This window comes from Actinokineospora sp. UV203 (assembly GCF_056323665.1).
In genome coordinates this window covers 3,530,003-3,553,358 of the sequence record NZ_CM150484.1, presented here as the reverse complement: position 1 = coordinate 3,553,358, position 23,356 = coordinate 3,530,003, and the positions used below count along the sequence as shown (strand labels likewise).

At 70.0% G+C, this 23,356-nt stretch carries 19 protein-coding genes; 8 read left to right on the top strand and 11 right to left on the bottom strand.

Features of this window, described 5'->3' with window-relative positions; translation table 11 throughout:
* Positions 1 to 17: 17 nt before the first annotated feature.
* Entirely contained in the window at positions 18 to 1,664 is a 1,647-nt protein-coding gene (locus tag ACUZ2Y_RS16685) for an FAD-binding oxidoreductase (RefSeq protein ID WP_476319792.1), read from the top strand.
* Here ACUZ2Y_RS16685 and ACUZ2Y_RS16680 read toward each other — a convergent pair.
* The 5 genes from ACUZ2Y_RS16680 to ACUZ2Y_RS16660 form a co-directional block, all read right to left on the bottom strand.
* Positions 1,661 to 2,026 (bottom strand): hypothetical protein, encoded by a 366-nt coding sequence (locus ACUZ2Y_RS16680; protein WP_476319790.1) that lies wholly within the window; start codon positions 2,024 to 2,026, stop codon positions 1,661 to 1,663. The two genes, ACUZ2Y_RS16685 and ACUZ2Y_RS16680, sit on opposite strands and share 4 nt — an antisense overlap.
* 378 nt (positions 2,027 to 2,404) lie before the next feature.
* Positions 2,405 to 2,773, bottom strand: coding sequence for a PRC-barrel domain-containing protein (locus ACUZ2Y_RS16675; RefSeq protein WP_476319788.1), 369 nt, complete (start codon positions 2,771 to 2,773; stop codon positions 2,405 to 2,407).
* A gap of 196 nt (positions 2,774 to 2,969) precedes the next feature.
* On the bottom strand, positions 2,970 to 3,989 hold the full coding sequence (locus ACUZ2Y_RS16670; RefSeq protein WP_476319786.1) for a gamma-glutamylcyclotransferase family protein: 1,020 nt from the start codon (positions 3,987 to 3,989) through the stop codon (positions 2,970 to 2,972).
* 5 nt (positions 3,990 to 3,994) lie between these two features.
* Positions 3,995 to 4,492, bottom strand: a complete 498-nt coding sequence (locus tag ACUZ2Y_RS16665) for a helix-turn-helix transcriptional regulator (protein ID WP_476319784.1) — start codon at positions 4,490 to 4,492, stop codon at positions 3,995 to 3,997.
* A 149-nt stretch (positions 4,493 to 4,641) separates the two neighbouring features.
* Positions 4,642 to 6,279 carry a long-chain fatty acid--CoA ligase gene (locus ACUZ2Y_RS16660; protein WP_476319782.1) on the bottom strand — a complete coding sequence of 546 codons (1,638 nt, stop codon included), beginning with the start codon at positions 6,277 to 6,279 and terminating at the stop codon, positions 4,642 to 4,644.
* Positions 6,280 to 6,668: 389 nt separating this feature from the next.
* Here ACUZ2Y_RS16660 and mihF point away from each other — a divergent pair, with 389 nt between their 5' ends.
* The 6 genes from mihF to pgfA all read left to right on the top strand — a co-directional run bounded on the left by mihF (position 6,669) and on the right by pgfA (position 13,292).
* A complete protein-coding gene (gene mihF / locus ACUZ2Y_RS16655) occupies positions 6,669 to 6,980 on the top strand; it encodes an integration host factor, actinobacterial type (protein ID WP_091379082.1) in 312 nt (103 codons plus the stop codon).
* A 102-nt stretch (positions 6,981 to 7,082) separates the two neighbouring features.
* Entirely contained in the window at positions 7,083 to 8,204 is a 1,122-nt protein-coding gene (locus ACUZ2Y_RS16650) for an isochorismate synthase (protein ID WP_476319779.1), read from the top strand.
* 138 nt (positions 8,205 to 8,342) lie between these two features.
* Positions 8,343 to 9,551 (top strand): PucR family transcriptional regulator, encoded by a 1,209-nt coding sequence (locus tag ACUZ2Y_RS16645; protein ID WP_476319777.1) that lies wholly within the window; start codon positions 8,343 to 8,345, stop codon positions 9,549 to 9,551.
* Positions 9,552 to 9,929: 378 nt separating this feature from the next.
* Entirely contained in the window at positions 9,930 to 10,712 is a 783-nt protein-coding gene (locus tag ACUZ2Y_RS16640) for a dolichyl-phosphate beta-glucosyltransferase (protein ID WP_476319776.1), read from the top strand.
* Positions 10,712 to 12,109, top strand: coding sequence for a glycosyltransferase family 4 protein (locus ACUZ2Y_RS16635; protein WP_476319774.1), 1,398 nt, complete (start codon positions 10,712 to 10,714; stop codon positions 12,107 to 12,109). The genes ACUZ2Y_RS16640 and ACUZ2Y_RS16635 overlap by 1 nt, the downstream gene beginning before the upstream one ends.
* A gap of 142 nt (positions 12,110 to 12,251) precedes the next feature.
* Complete coding sequence (gene pgfA / locus ACUZ2Y_RS16630) at positions 12,252 to 13,292, top strand: cell envelope lipid trafficking protein PgfA (RefSeq protein ID WP_476319772.1); 1,041 nt, start codon at positions 12,252 to 12,254, stop codon at positions 13,290 to 13,292.
* Between the two features lie 22 nt (positions 13,293 to 13,314).
* Here pgfA and ACUZ2Y_RS16625 read toward each other — a convergent pair whose 3' ends face one another.
* From ACUZ2Y_RS16625 to ACUZ2Y_RS16610, 4 genes are all read right to left on the bottom strand, one after another.
* Positions 13,315 to 14,019, bottom strand: coding sequence for a class I SAM-dependent methyltransferase (locus ACUZ2Y_RS16625; RefSeq protein ID WP_476331879.1), 705 nt, complete (start codon positions 14,017 to 14,019; stop codon positions 13,315 to 13,317).
* 136 nt (positions 14,020 to 14,155) lie between these two features.
* Complete coding sequence (locus ACUZ2Y_RS16620; protein WP_476319770.1) at positions 14,156 to 15,169, bottom strand: hypothetical protein; 1,014 nt, start codon at positions 15,167 to 15,169, stop codon at positions 14,156 to 14,158.
* Positions 15,170 to 15,172: 3 nt separating this feature from the next.
* Positions 15,173 to 15,346, bottom strand: coding sequence for a DUF2613 family protein (locus ACUZ2Y_RS16615; protein WP_476319768.1), 174 nt, complete (start codon positions 15,344 to 15,346; stop codon positions 15,173 to 15,175).
* A gap of 4 nt (positions 15,347 to 15,350) precedes the next feature.
* Positions 15,351 to 17,045 carry an MmpA family trehalose lipid delivery protein gene (locus tag ACUZ2Y_RS16610; protein WP_476319767.1) on the bottom strand — a complete coding sequence of 565 codons (1,695 nt, stop codon included), beginning with the start codon at positions 17,043 to 17,045 and terminating at the stop codon, positions 15,351 to 15,353.
* A gap of 130 nt (positions 17,046 to 17,175) precedes the next feature.
* Here ACUZ2Y_RS16610 and ACUZ2Y_RS16605 point away from each other — a divergent pair, with 130 nt between their 5' ends.
* The gene (locus ACUZ2Y_RS16605; RefSeq protein ID WP_476319765.1) at positions 17,176 to 18,345 is read left to right on the top strand and encodes a lipopolysaccharide biosynthesis protein; all 1,170 of its coding nucleotides are present in this window, start codon (positions 17,176 to 17,178) and stop codon (positions 18,343 to 18,345) included.
* Between the two features lie 138 nt (positions 18,346 to 18,483).
* Here ACUZ2Y_RS16605 and ACUZ2Y_RS16600 read toward each other — a convergent pair whose 3' ends face one another.
* Together ACUZ2Y_RS16600 and ACUZ2Y_RS16595 are read right to left on the bottom strand one after the other, a co-directional pair.
* Complete coding sequence (locus tag ACUZ2Y_RS16600) at positions 18,484 to 22,575, bottom strand: alpha-(1->3)-arabinofuranosyltransferase (RefSeq protein ID WP_476319763.1); 4,092 nt, start codon at positions 22,573 to 22,575, stop codon at positions 18,484 to 18,486.
* A gap of 28 nt (positions 22,576 to 22,603) precedes the next feature.
* Positions 22,604 to 23,356: a class I SAM-dependent methyltransferase gene (locus ACUZ2Y_RS16595; protein ID WP_476319761.1), complete on the bottom strand. Its 753-nt coding sequence runs from the start codon at positions 23,354 to 23,356 to the stop codon at positions 22,604 to 22,606.

Sequence of the window (23,356 nt, the reverse complement as noted above, 5' to 3'; positions counted from 1 at the left end):
GTGTCACACTCTAGCTCGTGAACCTGCCTGTGGACCACCTTGACCACCTCGTCCGGGGAAGCTGGACGCCGTCCGGCGGCGGCGACGCCGACCTGCCCGAGCACGCGGCCAAGTGGCTCGCCGCACGCACCGGCCTGGTCGCCCGGGACACACCCGCCGCGCCGGACTCCGCGCTCGCGGTCGCCGATTCCGCCCTGGCCGACGCCGCCCGCGCCGCCTTGGCCGCCGTGGTCGGCGACGAGCACGTGCTGCTCGACCGCGAAGCCCGACTCGGCCGGACCGGCGGGCTGTCCTACCTCGACCTGCTGCGCCACCGCGGCGGCGGCGAGGTCACCGCGCCCGACGCGATCGTGGTGCCCGCGGATCCTTCGCAGGTGCAGCGGGTCATCGAGGTGTGCGCCGAGCATGGTGTCGGCGTCGTCCCGTTCGGCGGCGGCACCTCTGTCGTCGGTGGCGTGCAGGCGTTGCGCGGCGACAAGACGTCGGTGGTGGTGCTCGACCTGATGCGTCTCGACCAGCTCGTGTCGGTCGACCCGGTCTCCCGGGTCGCGGTGCTGCAGGCGGGCGTCGTCGCGCCGGAAGCCGAGCGGCTCCTGGGCGAGCACGGGTTCACCCTCGGCCACTTCCCGCAGTCGTTCGAGCGCGCCACCATCGGCGGCTTCGCCGCGACCCGCTCGTCCGGTCAGGCCTCGGCGGGCTACGGCCGGTTCGAGGACATGGTCGAAGGCGTCCGCCTCGCCACCCCACGCGGTGAGTGGCGGGTCGGGGTCTCGCCCGCGTCGGCCGCCGGACCGGACCTCAAGCAGCTCATCGTCGGCAGTGAGGGCGCCTTCGGTGTGATCACCGAGGTGACCGTCCGGGTGCGCCCCATCCCCGCTTTCGACCGCTACGAGGGCTTCGTCCTCGACGGCTGGTCCGCGGGCGCCGAGGCCGTCCGAGCACTCGCCCAGAACGGCGCGCGCGGCACTGTCACCCGGCTGTCGGACCCCACCGAGACCGAGGTCGGCTTCGCCCTCAAGGGCGGCTGGAAGCTGACCGCCGTCCGCGCCTACCTCAGGGCACGCGGCATCACCGAACCCTGCCTGCTCATCATCGGCTGGGAAGGCCGCACCAAGGCCGACCTGGCCGCCGCCCGCCGCGCCACCCTGCGCACGCTGCGCAAGCACAAGACCGTCTCACTCGGCCAGGCCGCAGGCGCCGCCTGGCGCCACGGCCGATTCGCCGGCCCCCGCCAGCGCGACGCCCTGATGGACGCCGGGGTGTGCGTCGAGACCCTGGAGACCGCCACCTACTGGTCAAAACTCCATGCCCTCCGGGACACCGTCCGGGACGCACTGACCACCTCGCTGACCGCCGATGGTCACCAGCCCGTCGTCGCCTGCCACATCTCCCATACCTACGAAACTGGCGCCTCCCTCTACTTCACGACCCTGGTGCCGCGCGACCTCGAAGACCCGGTTGCCCAGTGGGCGAAGGCCAAGCAGGCCGCCTGCGAAGCGATCTCCACCGACTCCCTCGGGACGATCTCCCACCACCACGCCACCGGAGTCGACCACGCGCCTTACCTGCCGCGCGAGATCGGCGCGCTGGGTGTGGACGTGTTGGGTGCGGTGAAGCGGGAACTCGACCCGGAGGGCGTGCTCAACCCGGGCAAGCTCATCTAGGGCAAGGGCGCCGGGGCGCGGCGACGAACCACCCCCAACCCGACCCCAGAGATCAACCCCCCGAACAGCAGTGCCCACGACACCGTGGTCCGCTCACTGATCGCGCGCTCGCATAAATCGATGTAGGCGACCGTCATCGGCCGGGAATCCTCCCCCAGCCCGTTGACGATCGACCGTGTCTCCGCCCCGCCGAAGGTGTTGCCGCAGGAGACCTTCGGCCGCGCCAAGTCGGCGTTCGCCACCCGGACCGGTACGAGCGCCAGGACCAGGCCCAGCAGGAGCGCGGCCACCGACAGCACGGCGGCGAACCGGCGGGGGCTGAGGGTGATCCGGTCCAGCGGGTCTTCGAGTTCGGTGCTCATGGGGTGATCCTGGCAAAGTTCCGGCGATCGTGGAGAAATCCATCCACAGACACCGCTTTCCGTATGGGAAAGCAGTGTCGTGCACGGTCTCCCGGGAGACGCCGCTCGACCGCAGGGTCTTCTCGTGCGATTCCACGTCGTGGCTACCGGGTCCGGTCTTTGCCGCAGACCAAGGCGTTCATCGATGCCGGCCTGGCGACTGAACGGGTCGTCGAAAACCGATGGCCGGGACGTGGCGCGCTGTTCGGTGGGATCGCGGTGTTCCTGGTCGGCACGGTCTGGCTGGGACTCAGGCCGCGGAAGCGCCCAACCGAATAGACTCGATCGAATAGAGAAGGCCAGATGGGCGGCGGTGGGACTCGCCGCCGCCCACCGGGATCAGGACGCCGGTTGGCGGCGTGGCGGAATATCCGAGGGTTTCGGGGTGCGCTGCACCGGGATCGGTGGAGGGGCTTCGGGCAGTCCGTAATAGCGATAAAGCGCCATCGCCTCGGCTGCTGACAGTGTGCCCGCGGCCTGCGGGGCGTTTTTCACCTTGTCCAATCCGACGTCCACCTGCAGGCCCTGGTCGCCTGGGTGTGCGCCGGTCAGGGGGACGAAACTTTCCTTGGGGCCGAACAGGCCGGTCTTCACCGTCACCCAACCGGGTTCATGGGTGGAGCCGTCGAGGTACACCGTCCCGACCCGGCCGATCTTGCGGCCTTGTGGGTCGTACACATCGTGGCCGATCAGGTCCTGCGGTCTCATGCGGACACGGTCACTCCACTGGGCCCCATCCGCAACCGCGAGCAAGCAAACCGCCTCACCCGCGCCTGGTCGAGAGTTGGACCAAAAGAAGGGTGAGCGCGCCCTGTTCGTGTGGTTCACGCCCGATCCAGCGGGAAACAGGTGACCTTTCGTAGATCAAACCGCCCTTCGTCCCCGTTGGTGGTGTCCACCTGGATCACCCCATCGGGGGGTGTGATGGCCAGGGCTCGGCCAGCGCGATCAAGCCCTCGTCCGGGGCGATCCACTCATAGGTCCAGCACAGCGAACCGTCGTCCAGGACCGCGCGGATCCGGCGGTACTGCGATCCCTCGTACTCGTCGATCACGGCGAGTGACTCCGCCGAGGCCAGATCGATCACCCAGCCGGACACGCCGGGGCCGTCGCCGAGCCGCAGGGCCGGGTAGCCCTGGCCGGTGTCGAACAGCTGTCCCCGGACCCGCGTGCGGCGCGGAGGGCCGACCGCCCGTGGGGCGAGCACGTCCCACGCCGACGCTCCGGGTTGCAGGGTGCCGTAGACGAACAGCGAGCCCGGGTAGTCCCGCGGGTCCGGGTCGCCGGTGACCAGGTCCACGGTCAGGCCGTCCGTGGTGGCGGCGACGCCCGAGGACGCCGGGGAGGAGCACCGGACCATGGCGCCGTCGACCAGCAACGGGCGGCGGGCCGGGGTCGCGCCGACGTAGGCGAGGACCCGGTCGAGGACGGCGCCGTTCTCCAGCGTGACCCGGCCGGTGCGAACCCGGGCCAGGTGGTGGCGCTCGCCGCGGCCTTCGCCTCGGTCGAGCGCTCTGACCTGCGTGGGAGTCGCCAGCAGCACCGCGTGCGACTCCGTTCCCGGCAGGGCCGCGAGGACCGCGGGCCGGGAGGAGTCGACGACCCGCAGACCCGCCGCCCACACCGCCGCCAGACCATCGCAGCGCGCCCGCAGGACGACCATCGGGCCCGGCATCTCCAGCTCGGCACGCAGCCAGGTCAGCTTGGACGGGCACGCGTTCGACCCGTAGGCCAGCACCGGCACCCGTTCGGCCTGGACCGGCCCACCGTGCTCGGTGAGCCAGGCGTCGAGTTCCACATCGCCGACCCGCCAGCCCGCCGGGTCGGCGCGGAGCGGCCAGCCGTGGCCGTCGACGTGCACGTAGGAGAACGTGGGGCAGCCGCCGGGATACGGCAGCGCGGGGTAGTCGGCATCCGAGAACACGGGGCTTACTTCTGCTCTTCGGCTTCCAGTTCGGCGATGAAGTCCGACCAGAACTCCTCGACGACCCGCTCGAACCGGATTCCCAGTTCCAGGGACTTCACCTGCCACCGGTCGGCGTGGTTGATGATCTGCTCGTGCTGTTCGAGATAGCCGTCCGCCCGGGCCTTGTGCGAGGCGTGCCGGGCCCTGGCCAGTGCGAGCAGGTCGCCCTCGTCGCCGAAGGACGTGAAGAAGAGCTTGAGCAGACCGAGGTCGCGGACCTCCGTCTGCTCCGGGGTCGGCGAGGCCAGCCACGTCGCCAGCGCCTCGCGGCCCTGCGGGGTGATCGAGTAGGTCCGCTTGCGCCTGCCGCCCTCCTCGACGGACGCGGTGACCAAGCCGTCCTCGGCCAGGCGCGCGGGTTCGTCATAGAGCTGCGAATGGGCGAACGCCCAGAAGTTGCCGATCGTGAATCCGACCCGCTGCTTGAGGTCGTAACTCGTGGCGGGGCCGTGCGACAGCATCCCGAGCACAACGTACGAGGTCGCGTTGAGCTTGCGGTCTCGCGGAGACGTGGCGGGCAGGGTGGGTCACCTCCTGGATCTGCGCAAACCCTACATAGTCGGTTGAGCGTGCGCGCCCGATCGGCTACCCCACCCTGCCCGGTCGGTGGTCAGTCCAGGTGGCGGACGTCGAGCTTGCCCTCGGCGTGCTGGGCGCGCAGGACCTTCTTGTCGAACTTGCCGACGCTGGTCTTGGGCACCTCGGAGACGAACGTCCAGTTCTCCGGCAGCTGCCACTTGGCGACCTTGTCGGAGAGGAAGTCACGCAGCTCGGCGGGCTCCGCCGTGGCGCCCTCGCGCAGCACGACGGCCACCAGCGGGCGCTCGTCCCACTTGTCGTCCGGCACGCCGATGACCGCGGCCTCGGCGATCGCCGGGTGGCCCATCACGTGGTTCTCCAGCTCGACCGAGGAGATCCACTCGCCGCCGGACTTGATGATGTCCTTGGAGCGGTCGGTCAGGGTGAGGAAGCCGTCCGGGGTCAGCGTGCCGACGTCGCCGGTGCGCAGCCAGCCGTCGTCGAACTTCTCGGCGCCTTCGCCGTCCTCTTCGAGCCGGTAATACGACCCGGTGATCCACGGTCCGGCCACCTCCAGCTCACCGACGCTCTCGCCGTCCCACGGCAGCTCTTCGCCGTTGTCACCGACGAGCCGGGCCGTGACGCCCGCGGGCAGCCTGCCCTGCGTGTAGCGGTAGGCCCAGGTCTCCGACTCGGACAGTCCGACCGGCGGGCGGCACAGCGTGCCCAGCGGCGAGGTCTCGGTCATGCCCCAGGCGTGCACGATGTGGACGCCGTACTTCTCGGCGAAGGTGTGCATCATCGACGGCGGGCAGGCCGCGCCGCCGACGATGACCTCGCGCAGCGAGCTGAGGTCGGCCGGGTGCTGGTCGAGATAGGCGAGCACGCCCTGCCAGATCGTCGGCACGGCGGCCGAGTGGGTCGGCCGGGTGGCCTCGATGAGCTTGGCCAGCGGCTCGGGCTGCAGGAACCGGTCGGGCATGATCAGCGAGGCGCCGCACATGAACGCCGCGTACGGCATGCCCCAGGACATCGCGTGGAACTGCGGGACGATCACCAGCGAGCGGTCCCCGGACGACAGGCCCATGCCGTCGGCCGCGCAGACCTGCATCGAGTGCAGCCAGATCGACCGGTGCGAGTAGACGACGCCCTTGGGGTTGCCGGTGGTGCCCGAGGTGTAACACATCGCGGCGGCGGAGCGTTCGTCGATCTCCGGCCACTCGAACTCATCAGACTGCGCCGCGAGGAGTTGGTCGTAAGAGTGAACCCGCACGCCCTCGGGCGCGGTGAGCCCGGCGGCGTCGCCGTTGGCCACGATGACGTGCTTGACCGTCTCGAACGTCGGCAGGACCTTCGCCAGCAGTGGCGCGATGGTCGCGTCGACGATGACGACGTGGTCCTCGGCGTGGTTGGCGATGTAGGTCAGCTGCTCGGGGAACAGCCGGACGTTGAGGGTGTGCAGCACCGCGCCCATGGCGGGCACCGCGAGGTACGCGGTGAGGTGCTCGGCGTTGTTCCACATGAACGTCGCGACCCGCTGGTCACCGGTCACACCGAGGCCGCGCAGGGCGTTGGCCAGCCGGGCGGACTGGGCTCCGACCTCGGCGAACGTGGTCGTGCGGCCCTCCGTCCCGGTCCAGGTCACGACCTCGCCGCCGGCGTGCACGGTGGACCCGTGACGCAGCAGCGTGGCGATGGACAGCTGGGCGTCCTGCATGGTGCTCAACATCGTCGATCAAGCTCCCTGGGGTGGTGACGGCGCGGCCGTCGAACGCGGAATCGGCCCCCGACTACTGGCTGGTAATGAGCAACGATAGTGCGCCTGGGGCCGCCGCGACATCACCGAAACCCGGACTTTCCTCATGTTGATCTTGCTGTCACGCTGTGTCGCGACACCCGGTCGGGGTGCTCCCAGCAGGAGGTTTCTGCGTGTCGGGGGTATGTTGCCCAACGAGGTGTCGTTTACTGGTGAAAGGCATCCGGCGACCGGGGTCGCATCCATAGTGGAGGGTGGGATCTGTTTCCCTCCTCAGTGACCCTCGGTAGCCAAAGGTGTACGCCAGACAACTTGTCTGACCCTCCGCTACCGCGGCGGGTGAAGAAGGAAGGACTACCACGTTGGCTCTGCCCACGTTGACTCCCGAGCAGCGCGCTGACGCGCTCGCCAAGGCAGCCGAGGCACGCAAGGCGCGCTCCGAGCTGCTGGCGTCGATCAAGTCCGGTGAGCGGACCATCGCGTCTGTGCTCGGCAAGGCCAAGGACGACAAGACCATCGGCAAGACCAAGGTCGCGGCGCTGCTCAAGGCCGTGCCGGGTCTGGGTGCGGTGAAGGTCGCCGCCCTGCTGGAGCAGTCCGGCATCGACCCGGACCGCCGCGCGGCGGGCCTGGGCGACCGGCAGCGCGCAGCGCTGATCGACGCGCTCAACTGATTCGCCCATCACCGCTGGTGGGCGGCGGCGACGCCGTCCGCCGGCGGTGGCGGTGGGCAAGGCCATACCGCGGGCGGCCCCCCGGCTGGGCATGATGGACCTGTGACAGCCGACAGACCGCCAGCACTGGTCGAGGACTACCGGCCGGGTGATTTCCTGCTCGCCGGACCGTCGACCACCTTGCTTGCCACCGGGTGCCAGGCTGTCGTCACCGAACCGGACCCCGACGAATTGGCGGCCCGGGTAGGAAAGCTGCTGCTCGACACGGCCGTGCCGGTCGCCGTCGGTGTCCTCCCGTTCGACGGGGACGCCCAGCCCAGACTTGTCATCCCGGCGGAGGTCCGCCGTGGCGGACCCGCGTCCTCGATGTCGACCACGCCCTGGACCCACGCGCCGCGAGTCACGCCGATTCCCGAACCCGCGGCCTACGCGCACGCTGTCGAACAGGTCGTCCGCAGGCTGCGGAACGACCCTGACCTGCGCAAAGTCGTCTTGGCGCGTGCCATCGAGCTCGAATTCGACGCCGCGGTCGACATCGCCCGCCTGCTTCCCGGCCTCGCCGCGGCCAACCCGATCGGCTTCACCTACGCCGCCGACCTCGACGGCCGCACCCTGCTCGGCGCCAGCCCCGAACTGCTGCTCCGCCGCACCGGCGACCAAGTCGTGTCCAACCCCCTGGCAGGGTCAGTACCCCGGGGTGCCGACTCGGTCGCCGACGAGAAGGTCGCGGCCGCGTTGCTGGCCTCGGCCAAGGACCAAAGCGAACACCGTGTGGTGGTGGAGGCCGTGGTCGAAGTGCTGCGGCCGTTCTGCAGGCGGCTGACCGTCCCGGCGACACCGTCGCTGGTCAAGACGCCGAGCGTGTGGCACCTGTCGACTCGCGTCACCGGTGAGCTCATCGACCCGGACGTATCGGCGCTGCGGTTGGCCGCGGCCCTGCACCCGACGCCCGCGGTCTGTGGGACGCCGACCGCGGCGGCCCGCGCGGTCATCGCCGAGCATGAGCCGTTCGACCGCGGTTTCTACAGCGGGGTGGTCGGCTGGTGCGACGCGGCGGGCGACGGCGAGTGGGTCGTGGCGATCCGCTGCGCGGAGGTCGACGCGGCTCGGATGCGCCTGTTCGCCGGCGCGGGGATCATGCCGGATTCCGTGCCCGCCGCGGAACTGGCCGAGACCGACGCCAAGTTCCGCACGCTGCTGGCCGCCCTCGGCGTGACCCTCTGACCTGCGAAGATCATCGCGTAACCAGTCCCGAACGGCGTCGTTGAACCCGGTGACGCCCGCGGTCACGAATTGGTACCCGTGGGTAATCTGAACTTCGTTCGGTATTAATAAGGGCGGACGAAGGCTACAGTCGTGCCCGTGGGAGCCCCGACGTTAACGTCGCCGCTGCCTCCCGAGCTGCTCGACTTGGCGCGACAGCTGCTGGCGAGGCTGCCGGAACTTGCCTCCGAACTGGCCGCCCTCCTCAGCGAGAAAGAGGAGTTCTACCGCCGGGTGAACGCCAGCGCGCCGGACGAGCTGCGCAAGGTGTGCGAGGTCAACCTGCGCAACGCCTTCACCGCGTTCATCGAGGGCAAGGACGCCTCCGTCGAGGCCGTTCGCAAGACCGGGCTCGCGCAGGCCAGGCAGGGAATCCCGCTCTCGGCGGTGCTGCGCGCCTTCCGGATCGCGGGCACTTTCACCTACGAGACGCTGATGGAGCGGGCCATCCCGCCCGGCATCATCACCCCGGAACAGCTGCTGCCGGTCAGCACGACCGTGTGGCGCATCATCGACAGCTATTCGGCGGTCATCACCGCGGCGTACAGCGAGTTCGAGGCGCACTCGGCGCGCTACGACGAGAAGGCCCGCCTCGGGCTCATCGACGGGCTGCTCGACGGCCGGTTCACCAAGCAGGCCGAGCTCGACGACGCGGCGAAGGCGCTGAACCTGCCGCAGGCGGGGACGTTCGTAGTCGTGTTCTGCGACCGGACTCCCGGCGCCGAGCGGTCCGCCGCACTGGTCGATCCCCGGCGCTGGCGGATGGTGTGGCGCAGCCTGCCCGAGGCCGAGATCGGCATCGTCGCCGTCGAGCGGGCCACCGACCTTCGTGCATTGCGCGATGCGCTCGACAGCTCGGGTCACGGCATCGGCATGAGTCCACCGGTGTCCGGGCCGCGGCGGATCCCGGCGGCGCTGCGCCGCGCGCGGATCGCCCGGCGCTGCCTGGCCGCGGGCGAGACCGGGGTCGTCGGATTCGGCGACCAGCCACTCACCACGCTGGTCGCGGGCAGCCGCGAACTGGCCCGGGAACTGGCCCGCGAGGTGCTTTCCGGCGTGCTGGAGCTGCCGAAGGCGGAGCAGGACGTGCTGCTGAAGACGCTGCATGCCTGGTACGCCGAGGGCGGCTCGGCGAAATCGACCGCGGCCCGGCTTTTCGTCCATCCGAATACCGTGCGCTACCGCATTCGCCGGATTCAGGAGCTCACCAAGCGTGACCTCGCGGACCCGCGCAGCATCGCCGAGCTTTACGCCTCGGTGGAGACCGCGCGGCTCGATCCGACACTTGGCGCAGCGGCTGACGCCTGAACGGTCCAGATCATTCATCGGTAAATCACTTTGTGCGATGCTCTGCGTTCGCGCTGTGCGCGCAATCCGCCGGCTCGACCCGTTCCCGGGTCAACGATCCGCGATGAAACGCGTTGTGCCGCCTTGTTCCGGGTAACAGTCTTGTTTGGAGATATAGGCCATTTGGTCCAATTGAATTGGGCTGAATGGTCTTATCTGACTGACCTGAATCAACCTTCGACTCTTACTGTGACCCCCGTCACGAAATTGACCCGACGGGTGCGGCACTACCGTTGGGTAACTTCACGGCGGATGTGACCCCGGTCTCACTCTAGGAGGACCTTTGCGAGCCGTTCCCGGTTCCCCCAGGCGCTCCATGGCCATCTCGAGGGATGTCCGATGAGGACACTCCCGACGGGGACTCTGCTGTCAGTCGTCGTGCCGGTCCTCAATGAGGAACGGCGGCTCCCCGCCACCCTGGTCGGCCTGGCCTACGCGCTGCGCGGGTTCTCCCGGCGCACCGAGATCGTCGTGGTCGACAACGGCAGCACCGACCGCAGCGCCGAGATCGTGCGCGCTCACCGTGCCGGTCCCGTGCCGATCCGGATCATCGACTGCGCCGAGCGCGGCAAGGGCGCCGCGGTCCGCGCGGGCGTCCTCGCCACCGACAGCTCCTTCGTCGGATTCTGCGACGCGGACCTGGCCACCAACATGGACGCGCTGACGCCGACGCTGGACTGCCTCTACCAGGGCGTGAATGTCGTGGTCGGCTCGCGGGCGCACCCGATGTCGGATGTCCGCGCGCGACACAGCATGGTCCGGCAGGTCGGCGCGTGGGCGTTCCGGCGCGCGGTCGGCTCGCTGGTGCCGAACGTGAGCGACACCCAGTGCGGCTTCAAGTTCTTCGACCGGGACACCGCGGAGAGGATCTTCCTTCCGCTGCGCACCACCGGTTTCGCGTTCGACGTCGAGCTGCTCGCGCGGGCCCGGCGCTCCGGCGCGGTGATCGCCGAGCTGCCGGTGCGCTGGACCGACGTTCCCGGATCGACGTTCAGCCCGATGCGCGACGGCTACCGCAGTTTCGCCGCCCTGCGCGAGATCCGGGAGCTGCTCGACCGTGAGGCGCACGTTCCCGCGCGCCGGGTCATCACCGCCGACGCGGCGATCGCGGAGGTCGCGTAGTGACTGAAGCGCTCAATTCCTTGCGCGGTGCGCGGATCGTGGTCGTCAACTGGCGCGACCGCGGGCACCGCCTCGCCGGCGGTGCCGAGGAGTACGCCGTGCGGGTCGCCGAGGCGATGGCCCGCGCCGGCGCGTCGGTCACCTTCCTGACCGCCCGCGATGAGGGGCAGACCCCGGGCGAGCGCTCCGACACGCTCACCACCGTTCGCCGCGGCGGACAGTGGACGGTCTACCTCTGGGCGCTGCTGTGGTTGCTGCGCAACCGAAGGCGCGTCGACGTGGTGGTCGACTGCCAGAACGGCATCCCGTTCTTCAGCCCGCTCGTCCTCGCCCGGCGCACCCGGGTCGTGCTGCTGATGCACCACGTGCACGACGCCCAGTTCGCCGTGCACTTCCCGCCTTGGCTGGCCGCCGTCGGCCGGTGGCTGGAAGGTCCGGCCGCCCGCCGGGTCTACCGCGCCGCCGTCACGGTCGCGGTGTCGCCGTCGACGGTGCACGCGATGCGCGCCCGGCTCGGCTGGACCGGCCCGGTGTACGTGGTGCCCAACGGTATGGACCAGGCGCCGAAGTCCCGGGTCGAGCGTGAACCCGAACCGACGCTGGTGTGTCTGGGCAGGCTGGTGACGCACAAGCGGGTCGACCGTCTCATCAGCACAGTCGAGGCGCTCGCCGAGCGCTGGCCGACGCTGCGGCTGCACATCGTCGGTGGCGGGCCGGAAGAGCAGGCCCTGCGCACGCTCGCCGCCCGCCTCGACGGCGCCGTCGAAGTACACGGGTATGTCGACAGCGCCACGAAATCGGCTCTGCTGGGCCGTTCCTGGCTCAACGTCACCCTGTCCGACGGCGAGGGCTGGGGACTCGCGGTCGTCGAGGCGGCCGCGCACGGCGTGCCCACGCTCTGCCGGGACGTCGACGGGCTGCGCGACTCGGTGCGCCACGGCGACACCGGCTGGCTCGTCCCGAACGGCGCCGACCTCACCCAAGCCGTGGACCGGGTGCTCGCCGACCTCGCCGACCCGGCCCGCGCCGAGGCGGTGGCCAAGGCGTGCCAGGACTGGGCGACCCGGTTCGACTGGGCCGCGACCGGTGCGCGGTTCACCGCTCTCGTGGCCGCTTTGCGGGCCGGTCTGAAAATCGGCGAATGGCAGCCGGGAATGCCCGAGGCGATCATCGCGGAATTTCCCGCAGACACCGAGCCGCATCAGCCGACATCGGTCGGGACGCGGTCCGGGACCGACGGAATCGGCCAGTGGACTTTGGTCGAGCAATGCCACGGCGGCAACCTGCTCGCCGAGCTCGAACGTGCTGGTCGGACCGGTGTCACGGTCCGGGCGGCGGCCGATGCGGAACGGCTGCTGGGCGGGTCCATGCGAAATCCCCGGGAAGGTGTGACATGAGGCCTGGAACATAACGGATTGGCTGGATCGGCCATTCAGCAGTGTCGCGAACAGCCTTCCACGACGTACATTCCGCAGGTATTACCGCCGAGTAAGAAACAGTTGTCGACCGTTTCACGGTCAGGAAATACAGGAGGACCCTTTGCGTCGCGTCATCACCTTCGTCCTGCTCGGTCTGGGGGTGTTCGCGGTTGCCACCGGCCTGTTGCTGAAGCTCTACGCCTACCCCAGACTGGCCAAGGTTCCGCACAACATCGACGCCAAATCCGTCGCGCAGGGAAGTGGCATCACCGCGCTCGTCTACGTGCCCAACGGCTCGTCGGTGAAGCCCGAGATCCGCGAGAACCTGAGCCTGACCTCGACCACGAAGGTCACCGGCGACCTCAGTCAGCCGGAGGTCACGCGCGACAGCGACGTCACGTCCTGGGTCGAGTCGTCCATCGTCAAGGACGACGCGAGCAAGCTGACGGTCACCGCGGGCCTGCGCCGGATCTGCCTGGACCGGCACACCGGCGAAGCCGTCGTGCCGTGCGAAGGCCAGTACTACGAGGACGAACTCGAGAAGCGCGTCGGTGCCAGCCGTGGGGATCTGCAGCAGCCGGGGCTGAACTTCAAGTTCCCGTTCGGCACCGAACAGCGCCCGTACAAGTGGTACGACACCGAGGTGAAGAAGGCTGTCGACGCGAAGTTCGAAGGCGTCGAACAGATCAAGGGCCTCGAGGTCTACCGGTTCGCCCTGAGCGTGCCGCCGACGAAGATCTCCGAACGCAAGGTCCCCGGCAGCCTGATCGGCCGCGATGGCGAACCCACGGTGGCGGTGGACCTGTACTACGAGGCCAGCCGCACGCTGTGGGTCGAGCCGACGACCGGCGCGATCATCTCCGGCCGCCAGGACGGCAAGCAGGAGCTGCGCACGCCGGATCAGCAGGCGGGCGAAGGCACCTACGTGTTCAACGGGACGCTGCAGCTCACCGACGAGACGGTCAGCAAGAACGCGGCGGAGGCGGAGAAGAACCTCTCCAAGCTGTTCGCGATCACCACGCTGCCGACGATCCTGTGGATCTCCGGCGCCGTGCTCATCCTGGTCGCGCTGGCGATGCTGGTGTTCGGCGGCAGTCCGCAACCGGCTCGCGGGCTCGGCAACCCGCCGACCCGGCGGCAGGGCGTCGGCGCGGGAGTCTGAAAAGGACGGACGGGGACGCCGGTCAGGCGTCCCCGTTCTTTCGCAGCACTAACACGAGGTTCCAGGACGCGACCTCACGCAGGCCGGGCACGCGCACGATCCACGTCGCCCACGACGGGTGGTAGCGGGGGAATGCCTGGACCAGCGTCGCCTCATCGCACTTCTTGGCCCACTTGATCGCCGCGCCGATGGAGAATGCGAACAGGCTCTCGCCGAACTTGTTCTTGGGTTCTTCGCCATTCTTCTCGGTGAATCGGCGGCGCGCGTAATGGCCGCCGAGGAAATGCCAAGGCGATGTCTCGTGGCCGCCCCATGGCGAATACCACGGGGTGAACGACATGAAGACCGTGCCGCCGGGCTTGGTCACCCGGACCATCTCGTCGAGCATCACGTGCGGCGTCGGGACGTGTTCGAGGACGTTGGACGAATAGCAGATGTCGACCGACCCGGTGCGCACCGGCAATTCGGTGCCGCTGGCCCGGATCATGTTCTCACCATGCTGCCCACGTGCGGAAAGCTCACCGACGTCGGGGTCGAGGCCCAGGTAGTGGGCGCCCGCGGCGCGGAAGGCGTCGGAGAAGTAGCCCGGCCCGCCACCCACGTCGAGGATGATCCGGCCGTCGAGATCGGCGTAGGAGTTCACCTGGCGGGCGGAATCCTCGGCGAGCGTCTGATAGAACGTGTCGCGGTCGGTCTGTTCATTTCGGAATGCCTTGAACAGTCGCACGGACCGGTCCAGCGTCGCGGAGAACGGGAGGGTGTTCGTCATCGATAACGACGTCCTTCGGTGCGGACCGACAATAAACTCGATGATACCGGGAAATACCGCGAAGTAGCCAAAATCGGTTCGAGAAAACCGTCAGTCATCCGCGCAGTTCGGTGACCAGGTCGGCCAACAGGGTGCCCGCGGCCTCGGTGTCGAAATCGCGGGCGCGGACGCGCACGGTGATCGTCGTCGTGTCCGCCACGGTGACCGCGCCGAACGCGACCGCGGAGCGACCGCTCGCCGCGGGGTGGAAGGCCAGCGTGCGCACGACGTCCGAAGTGGACACGGCGCCCAGGTTGGACACCAGGAAGCTCGATCCGAGACGGTTGGCGAGCAGTCGGGTGCCCAGCGTGGTGAGCAGACCGGGAGTGTCGGGGAACTGTGGCTCCGGGCCCTGTTCGGCCAGCGCCTGGCTGATGTGCCGCTGGTCGGTGGATTCCAGTGGCAGGCGCAGGAAAGCGCTCTCGTCGCAGGGCGCGATGTCGTCCCCGCCGCGCCGGGAGACGCCGACGGCGGCGACGAGCCGGGCCGTGCCCGCGTCGTGGCGCTGGTTCCACGCCGTCACGGCGGTGGCCGCGGCGGCGGTGAGTTTGCTTGTGCCTGCCCGAATCCGCGGTTCGTGGCGGGTCAGGAGCAACTCGCCGGGCTCTTGTCCCCGCACGCTCGGCTCGACCCTCGCGGGCGGGTGGAGCAGCGCTTCGGTGACGCGGCGGGCGGCCGAGCGGAGGAACGACTCGCCCGCGGGACGGTCGGCGACACCGACCGCGCCGGAGGTCACCGGGATGTCGAGGGCCGCCCCGAGCAGGGCGAGCAGGCCGAGCCCGTCGCACGCGCCGTGATGGGCGGCGATGAGCAGCTCATGTGGGCCTACCGCGGCCCTGACCAGGGAATCGTCTGGCGCGTAATGGGTTTCCGCGAACTGGCGGCGCAGGTCGTCGAGCGACTCCGCCTCGGCCACGTCCGGTGTCGGGCCGAGGTGGGGGAATCTGGCGCCCACCTCGTCGAGGCCGCGCCGGACCGACGCCGGATCGGGCTGGGAAGCCAGGTCGGCGTGCAGCAGGATGCTCCAGCTGACTGTCGGATCACCGAAGCCCGACGTGGCCGCGGCCACCGGTCAGGGGGTGCCGTAGTTGACGACGCCGTTGTCCCCGTTGCCCTTCGGCCGGTCGCGCAGGTCCAGCTTGCTCTCGCTGTCGGGGCTCGCGGCGCTGGTGACCCCGAACGTGACGCCGGTGGCCAGGCCGAGGCCGACCAGAACCGCCACCAGTGCTGCAACGATCTTGCCCACCTGATTACTCCTCGCGCCGGGTCAGTCCGCTCAATCTACCGGTCGGTAACGCCAGCCACAACCAGCTCAGAGTCACGATCAGCAACGCGCTGAAGTCGGCCAGCAGCACGGGAAACCGCGTTGGGCCGACTGCCGTAGCCGTGTCCACCGGGCCGGGCACCCGGTACAGGGTCAACCACTCTCCGCGATACTGCTCCGCCAGTGGCTCAAGGACTTCCGGGTCGAGAACTCCCGGTGTGCCGTGTTCGACCAGGACCCAGCCGATGCCGACCGCGCCGAGGTCGCCGTGCACGGCAAGGGTTTCGCGGATCGGCGGGAGCCTGGTGTCCTCACCGGCCACCGGGCGGCCGCCCACGTAGACGGTGTCGTCGATGACCGTGGTCTTCGGCAGAATCCTTGGTGCGGGGTCGAGTTGGGTTCGGTCGTCGTTCCAACCGAACCGTCGGAACGTCGACAGCGGCAGCGTCAGCACGTCTCCCGGCCGGGCATCGGCCAGCAGGACGCCGCGAACATCGGCCCAGTCCTGGGGATAGTGGACTGTCTCAAGTCGGCCGAAGCCGGCGAAAGCCAGGTCCGGCATGGAGATCACCGGCAGCAGCGCGGCGGCGGCGAGCGCGGCGAGACGTCCGCGAGGCAGGTGGCGAACCGCTTGCTCGGTGGCGACGGCGAATCCCAATGCCAGTGGGAGAGCCCACCAGGCCACCCATTTTTGGGCGTCGCGCAGGAGTCCCGCGCCCGGGATCTCGCTGACCGCCCAGCGCAGGATCTCGGCGCCGACCGGGATCGTGCCCAGCACGGCGAGGACCACGCCGAGAGCGCCGAGTCCGAGGATGGCGACGGCCGGTTCCCAGCGGCGGGCCAACTCCCGGCACCCGAGCAGCGCCACGACAGTCACGGCGATGGTGAGGATCGGGACCAGCGGCAGCTCCCGGCTCGCGGGGACGACTTCACTGTTCCAGAACCCGCCGAGTCCCAGCACGCTGGTGACGGCACCGCCCCAGTTCTCCGCCCGCGCGTCGAACAGCGCCACGGCGTCCGGTGAGGACACACCCGGCCGCAGGATCGACGGCACCCACCACGGCGCGTTCAGCACGGTGACCGCGGCGAGCGTCGGCAGGGCGCGGCGCCACCCGGCGGCGGCGAAAGCGGTGCCTGCGGCAAGAAGTCCGCCGGTCGGGGTCAGCACGGCGGGCGCGGACCAGGCGACCAGCCGCACCCACGCCTTGGGTTCCCCGCGGCGCAGCGCGAGCCCGGCCGCGGCGATCCACGGCAGGCAGGCGTAGGCCAGCAGGTAGGGCCAGTGGCCCATGAACAGGCGCTCGGCGAGGTAGGCGGTCCAGCCGTAGCCGACGGCGGCCACGAGCCGGACGCCGGTGGACTCGGTGGGCACCAGCCTGCCCGCGCCAAGCGGACCGAGGAAGAACGCGAGGAGCAGGATCAGCTTCTGGACGAGGTCGCCCGGAAGCACGTGGGTGAGGCCCGCGATCACCGCGTCGGCGGGGACCGAGCGGGCCGGGGCGGAGCCGAGGCCGAGGCTGTCGGGCACCAGCGACTGGGTCGGGCTGAAGACCATGTCGTAGTTCAGGACGAACCCGCCGCCGAGTAGCGGACCCACGATGACCAGCGATAACAGCGCGCTTACAGCCGGTAGGGCCGACCGGCGCAGCCACGTTGGACCGTTCAGACCTGGATCGGTCACGCCTGTTCTCCGAGGGTTTTGGCCGCTAGAGTCTTCTAAATTACCGGCAAGTAACCAGAAGGGCGCGCCCTTGACGGTCAGCGGTTCGAATGAGGCTACGCCCGCCCTCGGGCGCGGCAGATTCGATGCCGTGCTGGTCGCGGGCGCGCTCGGTGTCAACAACGTCGCCAGCTACCTGCTCACCCTCGTGGCGGCTCGGCTGCTCGTCCCCGCGGCGTTCGGCGAACTAGGCTCACTGCTCGCGATCCTGGTGATCGGCGCGGTCCCCGCGCTGGGCCTGCAGACTGTGGTGGCGTTGCGGGTGGCAGGCGACTTGTCGCCCCGGCCGCCGGGTCCGCTGACGGCCCTGGGATTCGGCACGAGTGTGTCGATCATGGTCGTCGCGTTCCTGAGCACGCCGCTGTTCGTCTGGCTGCTGCACCTCGACGGCCCCGGCGCGATGCTGTTCCTCGCGCTCGCGCTGGGACCCATCACGCTCAACGGACTCTGGTACGGCACTCTCCAAGGCGCCCAACGCTTCGGCACGATGTCGCGACTGGTGGTGACCGAAGGTGTGGGCCGCATCGGCGGCACGCTGGTGGGTCTGATGATCACGCGAACGCCCACGGGCGCACTGGCGGGGGCGGCGGCGGGCGCGGTGGTGGTGGCGTTCGTCGGGTGGCTGATCTGCGGGAAGCCTCGGCCGACTCGGCTTGACATCGCACATGTGCGCGACGTGCTGCACGCGGCGCAGGCGTTGCTCGCGTTGGTGCTGCTGGTGAATCTCGATCTGGTGCTGGCTCGGCACACGCTGCCCGAGGACGTCGCAGGCGCGTACGCGGTGGGAGCGGTGCTCACGAAGATCGCTTACTGGCTGCCGTACGCCATCGCGATTGTCGTGCTGCCCAGGTTGGCCAGCGATGAGGGCAGGCGGCGGGTGATCCCGTTGGCGCTGGGACTGTGCGCCGCGCTCAACGCGATCGTGGTGGGCGGTTCCGCGTTGTTCGGGGAGCTTGGGGTGCGGCTGATCGGTGGGGCGAAGTACGCCTCCAGCGTGGTTCCGCTGTGGGAGTTCGCGCTGGTGGGGTCTTTGTTGTCGCTGGTGCAGATCTTGTTGTTCTCGCGGATCGCCAGCGCCGATCGGCGGTCCACGGCGTTGACGTGGGTGGCTGTCCTCGTGGAGATCGGGTTGGTTGTGGTCTGGCTCAACGGGACTTTGACCAACGTGGTCACGGCAGCGGTGATCGCCACTGGGGCTCTTGCGGTGGCCGGCGCGGCAGTGGAGTTGCGCTCCCGCCGTGTTCCGGTTGCGGTGGCTTGATTTAAGCGCGCTTGCACGGGACCCGGCTCTGTTCGGTGAGCTTTGGGGCCTGGGTCATCGGCGGGCGCGATCGTGAATGTCGCACTCGCTTGCCGGAGCGGGCGACTCACTTGCCTGGCGGGGCGACTCGCGAGCGGGTCACGCGTGCTTGGGTGGGGTGGCGGGGTCCTTGTCGAAGTACGGGATTCGTGCCGCCACGACGGCGGCGATCGCCACGAGGATCGCGCCTTGGGCGGTGGCGCCGTAGGCCCATTCCTGGCCGTGGTCCAGCAGTCTGCCGAGGACCGCGGTGACCGTGGCGACCGTCATCCCCGCTGCCGCCAACGCCATCGAGATCGCCCGCCGGTATGTCGGGAACAGGCTTCGGAGCAGTAGGCAGGCGATCAACAGGACTACCGCGAGCATGCCGCCCATCGTCGCCAGCAGGGCGATCAGGGCAATCGGTACCCAGCGTTCGCCTGCGGGAGCTGAGGAAAGATCCGTGCGGCGTCGTGACGGGAATAGGACCAGGGCGATCAAGCCCAGGACGGCGACCAGGCCGATCAGGAGTCGCAGGCGGTAGGAGGTGTCGGGGGCGAAGGTCAGGTTCACCGTCACCGGGCCGCCCTCGGGCAGGACCCACGCCTGCTGCCAGCCGTCGACCCTGGTCCGCGGCAAGGTTTGTCCGTCCACTGTGGCTTCCCAGCCGTCGTTCGCGTTCTCCGGGACCGCGAGGACAGCCTTAGGTCCCGCGGCGACGGTCAGCGAGCGGGACGCGGCTTCCCAGGACTTGATCTCCACCGCACGCGCGCTGGGCGACGGTGACGGCATGCCCACCGGGGTCAGCCACAGGTCTTGGACGATGAAGCTGTCCGACCGGTGGGTGCGCACCTCGTGCTCGTCCGCGCGCAGGTCGACGCCGCCCGTCAGGTCGGCGCACGTGCCCAACGGGAGGGCGCGGTGGTTGTCGAGGTCGTCGAGGGTGCCGGAAACCGTTGTGGCGTACTCGAATTGGTCGATCCGCAGGCTGGGACCCGACCCGCAGGGAATCGTGAAGGGTGTGTCGGCGCCGATTCTCGGCAGGTTCGCGCCCGCCAGGGTGACGGTGCTGATGCCGGTGGGCTTGGCCCGCTCCTCCTCGCGACCGCGGGTGATCTTGATGTCCACCCGGTCCGTGGTGCCGTGGTAGTCCACGGTGCCATCGGTGAACACCGGCAGCCGCACGGTCCCGGCGGCGCTCTGGATCTCCACTTCGGCCGGTGGGGTGGCGCCGGAGTCGGGGTGGGTGGTCAAGGTCAGGCCGGTGATGGCGGTTTCCTTGTCCCACTTCAGCCGCAGGACCGGGTTCAGGTCGGTGTAGTCGGCGATCCACGTCGTCGCGGGGTCGTCGTCGATGGCCGCCAGGGGGCCTGCCGCCGGGTCGCCCGCGAGTTGGGTGGACGCCGAGACGTCGAGGCCGGGGACCTGGATCGGGGCGCGGGCGCCCGCGGCGGGCAGGACCCGGCCCGAGACGGTGTAGGTGGCGTCGGTCGAGGTGCGGAACAGGCGGTGCACGCCGTCCGGTTCCTCACCGAAGCGGGTCAGGCCGGAGTCGCAGCGGGTCTTGCCTTCCTCACGGACACACGAGTAGCTGGGCAGCGCGCCGCGGGTGAAGGCGAAAGCGGTGCGCTGGTCGGCTTTCGGCGCGACGTCGGCCGGAACACGCAGGGCGCGTTCGGCTTCGACGCCGGGAATGGTGATCTCGGCGATGCCGACGTTGCCGGTGGTCCGGTCCGCCGCGACGCCCAGGATGGTGACGCGCACGGTGCTGGTGAGGCCGGGGGCGACGGTGAACAGCTGCGGGTCCTGGCCGCGTTCGACGTCGCGGGTCACCGAACCCTTGTCGGTGGTGATCTGGACCCGGGTGACCGGCCAGCCAAGGCGGGAGTCGTCGACGACGCGCAGCGCGATCTGGTCGACCACCCGCGGGGTGTCGAGTTCGACCTCCAGCCACTGGCCCGTGGGCCCGCGCAGGCTGGAGGACTGCCAGGCGGTGTACGGGTCGCCGTCGATCGCGGCGAACGGCATCGACGACGGGTCGGACCCGCGGACCGCGTCGGCGAAGCTGGCCGCCGAGGACGCCGTGACCCCGCGAATCCCGCGGTAGGTGGCCAGCGTTCGGTGCTCGATGCCCTCGAACGGCACCACGTCGATCGCGGGCCGCACCTGGCGGGCCTTCTCGTCCTCGGTCAGTGTCTGGCTCAGGTTGTCGCGCACCCGGCCGACATTGCGCTCGCGGTAGCGCAGACCGTCGGTGACCAGCCAGTCCCGCGCGTCGGGCGCACCGCCGTCGCCCGCCATGACGGTCGGCCGGGTCGGGTCGAGCAGGCGTGAGTCGAGCAGCGGCAGCAGCGACTCGGGGCCGCCGCTGACCGTGGCGACCTGGTCGCTGGGCACGGCCACCGCGAGCGGCACGGTCCGCTTGACTTCGTAGACCTCGATCGCCTGCGCGGCGGGAGCGTGTTCGTCGATGCCGCTCGTGCCCGCGCGAACCTCCGGGCCGAACCCGGCGACCCGCTCGATCCCGGGTGACCCGCGCAGCGCCGAACGCAGCATCGACAGCGGCGGCGCGCCCGTGGTGTCCCGGTCGATGTCGTTGCGCAGCATCAGGAACCGGTGTCCGGAGCGGGCCAGGAAGTCGGCCAGCCCGGGAGCGCCGCGGCCGTCGGCCAGGGCGTCCTCCACGGCGTCCATCAGCCGGGTGTTGCCCTCGGAGCCGAGCGGGATCTGGCTGCGCAGCGCCCACGGCGAGCGGGCCAGCGACTGCGCGGGCTCGTCGATCGTCCGGCCCCACGTGTACTCGCCGAACCCGGTGCCCGGGATCAGCAGCGTCCGCGCGTCCTTGTCCTCCTCGGCGAGCCAGGTCATCGCCGTGCGCCAGTAGTCGGGGACCTCGTCCCAGCCCGGACCCGGCCGCAGGGTGAACAGCCACGCGGGGGCCGCGGTGATCAGGACCAGCAGGAACCCGACGGCGAGCCGCGCCCGCGTCGCCCACAGGCCGGAGGCCTTGCGGGCCAGGCCGGGCAGCCGCCCGGAGATCGCGTGCATGAAGCCGAGCACCAGCGGCAGCCGAAGACCCGGCTCGAACTTGTGCACGTTGCGCAGCGGCGCGAGCGGGCCGTCGAGCAGGGCCCGGACGGACTCGGAGAACGGGCTGTCGAGGGTGCCGACGTAGCCGATGGTCAGGAACGTGACCCCGGCGACGACGCCGAGGGTGAGGAACAGCCGCTCCGGCAGCCGCGAGCGGACCAGCCCGAGCAGCCCGATCGCGGCGACCACACCGGTGGCCAGCATCAGGATCGGGTTGTCGATCAGCATGAACCCTGACGGCCACCACGGCGTGCCCTGCACGACGTAGGCGACCCACTGGTTCGTCCCGCGCAGCACCTGGAACAGCGAGGTCGGCGTGGTCGTGTTGGTCGCCGACTCGACGTAGTCGACGAACGGGAGGCTGTACTCGCCGAGCAGGGCCAGCGGCAGGAACCACCACAGGACCGCGAGGACGACGCAGCCGAACCACCACAGCACCAGCCGCACGTGCTCGCGGGTCCACTGCCGGGTGAGCAGCCACAGCCCGGGCAGCACCAAAGCGAGGACCACGACCGCGCCGTTGACCCCGCCCATGCAGACGATCGCCAGCGCCGAGAGCCCGGCGGCACGCCGGGGCGAGCCGATGCGCTCGACCCGGATCAGCGGCAGCAGCACCCACGGCAGCATGACCGCGGCGAGCATCTCCGCCGAGAGCGGACCGATCTCGGTGAGCATCCGCGGCGCCAGCGCGTAGGCAAGCGCGCCGAGGTACCGCGCGGGTTCGGTGCCGATGCGCAGCGAGCGGGCCACGGCGAGGACACCGCCGAAGGCCAGGCACAGCAGCAAACCGCACCACAGCCGCTGCACGATCCACGGCGGCAGCCCGACGGCCTGGCCCAGGGCGAAGAACGGACCCATCGGGAACAGGTAGCCGTAGGCCTGGTTCTGCAGCTCGCCGCCGGTCGCGGCCGGGTTCCACAGGTGCAGCGCGCGGCCGAGGAACGCGATCGGGTCGACGGCGAGGTCGAGTTTGGTGTCGAACGTGGTCCGGCCGGGCCGCTGCAGGAAGGAGAGCAGCATCAGGGCGGCCATGACCCAGGCGGTGAGGCTGCGCGGCAGACCGGCCAGCCACGCGCGAAAGCGCGCCGGCCGACCCTGGGTCGGTTCCCGCGTCGTCGCCATCGGAGGAATGTTAGGCCGAACCGCCTGCTCAGTGCTCAGTCGTGCCGCCCAGCTTGCGGATCACGTAGCGGCTGGACTGCCAGTGTGTCTCCGGCTCGTCGGTCGTGATCGCCGCGACGACCTCGGCGCCGTGCGCGGACACCACGGCCGAGACCTTGGCGGGCGGCAGCGCGGTCATCCGCATCGGCGCGGGGTAGCGCAGCACGAGCTTCTGGCCGAGCCGGACCATCCGGTACGGCGCGAGCCGCCAGATCGTGCCCTTGAGTGTCCACAGCGGACGGGTCGTGCACTGCAGGACGGCCACCGCGCCCGGCCGCAGCACCCGGACGAACTCGGCCAGGTAGTCGGCGATGACCTTGGCGGGCAGGTGCTGCAGGACCAGCTCCGAGTACACCAGGTCGAAGCTGTTGCTGGTGAACACGTGCAGGTCGGGCACCTCGTTGAGGACGAACTGGCACCTGCCGTCGGAGCGGTCGAGCGCGCGGGCGGTGTCCAGCATGGGCACCGAGACATCCACGCCGACCACTTCGTCGGCGTACTCGGCCAGCGCCTGGGAGAGCCTGCCCGCGCCGCAGCCGAAGTCGAGCACCCGCGACCACTTGGTCGGCAGGCCCAGCTGGTGCAGCCAGTCGCGGGCCCGGGCGACGTCGCGTCGGCCTAGCTCCAGGAAGTCGTCGATCTCCCAGCGGCCGCCGCGCTTGTCGGTGGCGACGTGCACCGCCCACAGCGGGTCCTGCGCGCCCAGCTCGGTCCAGTCGCGTTTGACCTCTTCGAAAGTCAA

What these genes read in the sequence shown, in the direction of transcription:
- ACUZ2Y_RS16660 (WP_476319782.1), bottom strand. Translation starts at nt 6,279, where the DNA reads ATGTTGAGCACCATGCAGGACGCCCAGCTGTCCATCGCCACGCTGCTG.
- ACUZ2Y_RS16600 (WP_476319763.1), bottom strand. Translation starts at nt 22,575, where the DNA reads ATGGCGACGACGCGGGAACCGACCCAGGGTCGGCCGGCGCGCTTTCGC.
- ACUZ2Y_RS16680 (WP_476319790.1), bottom strand. Translation starts at nt 2,026, where the DNA reads ATGAGCACCGAACTCGAAGACCCGCTGGACCGGATCACCCTCAGCCCC.
- ACUZ2Y_RS16640 (WP_476319776.1), top strand. Translation starts at nt 9,930, where the DNA reads ATGAGGACACTCCCGACGGGGACTCTGCTGTCAGTCGTCGTGCCGGTC.
- ACUZ2Y_RS16675 (WP_476319788.1), bottom strand. Translation starts at nt 2,773, where the DNA reads ATGAGACCGCAGGACCTGATCGGCCACGATGTGTACGACCCACAAGGC.
- ACUZ2Y_RS16665 (WP_476319784.1), bottom strand. Translation starts at nt 4,492, where the DNA reads ATGCTGTCGCACGGCCCCGCCACGAGTTACGACCTCAAGCAGCGGGTC.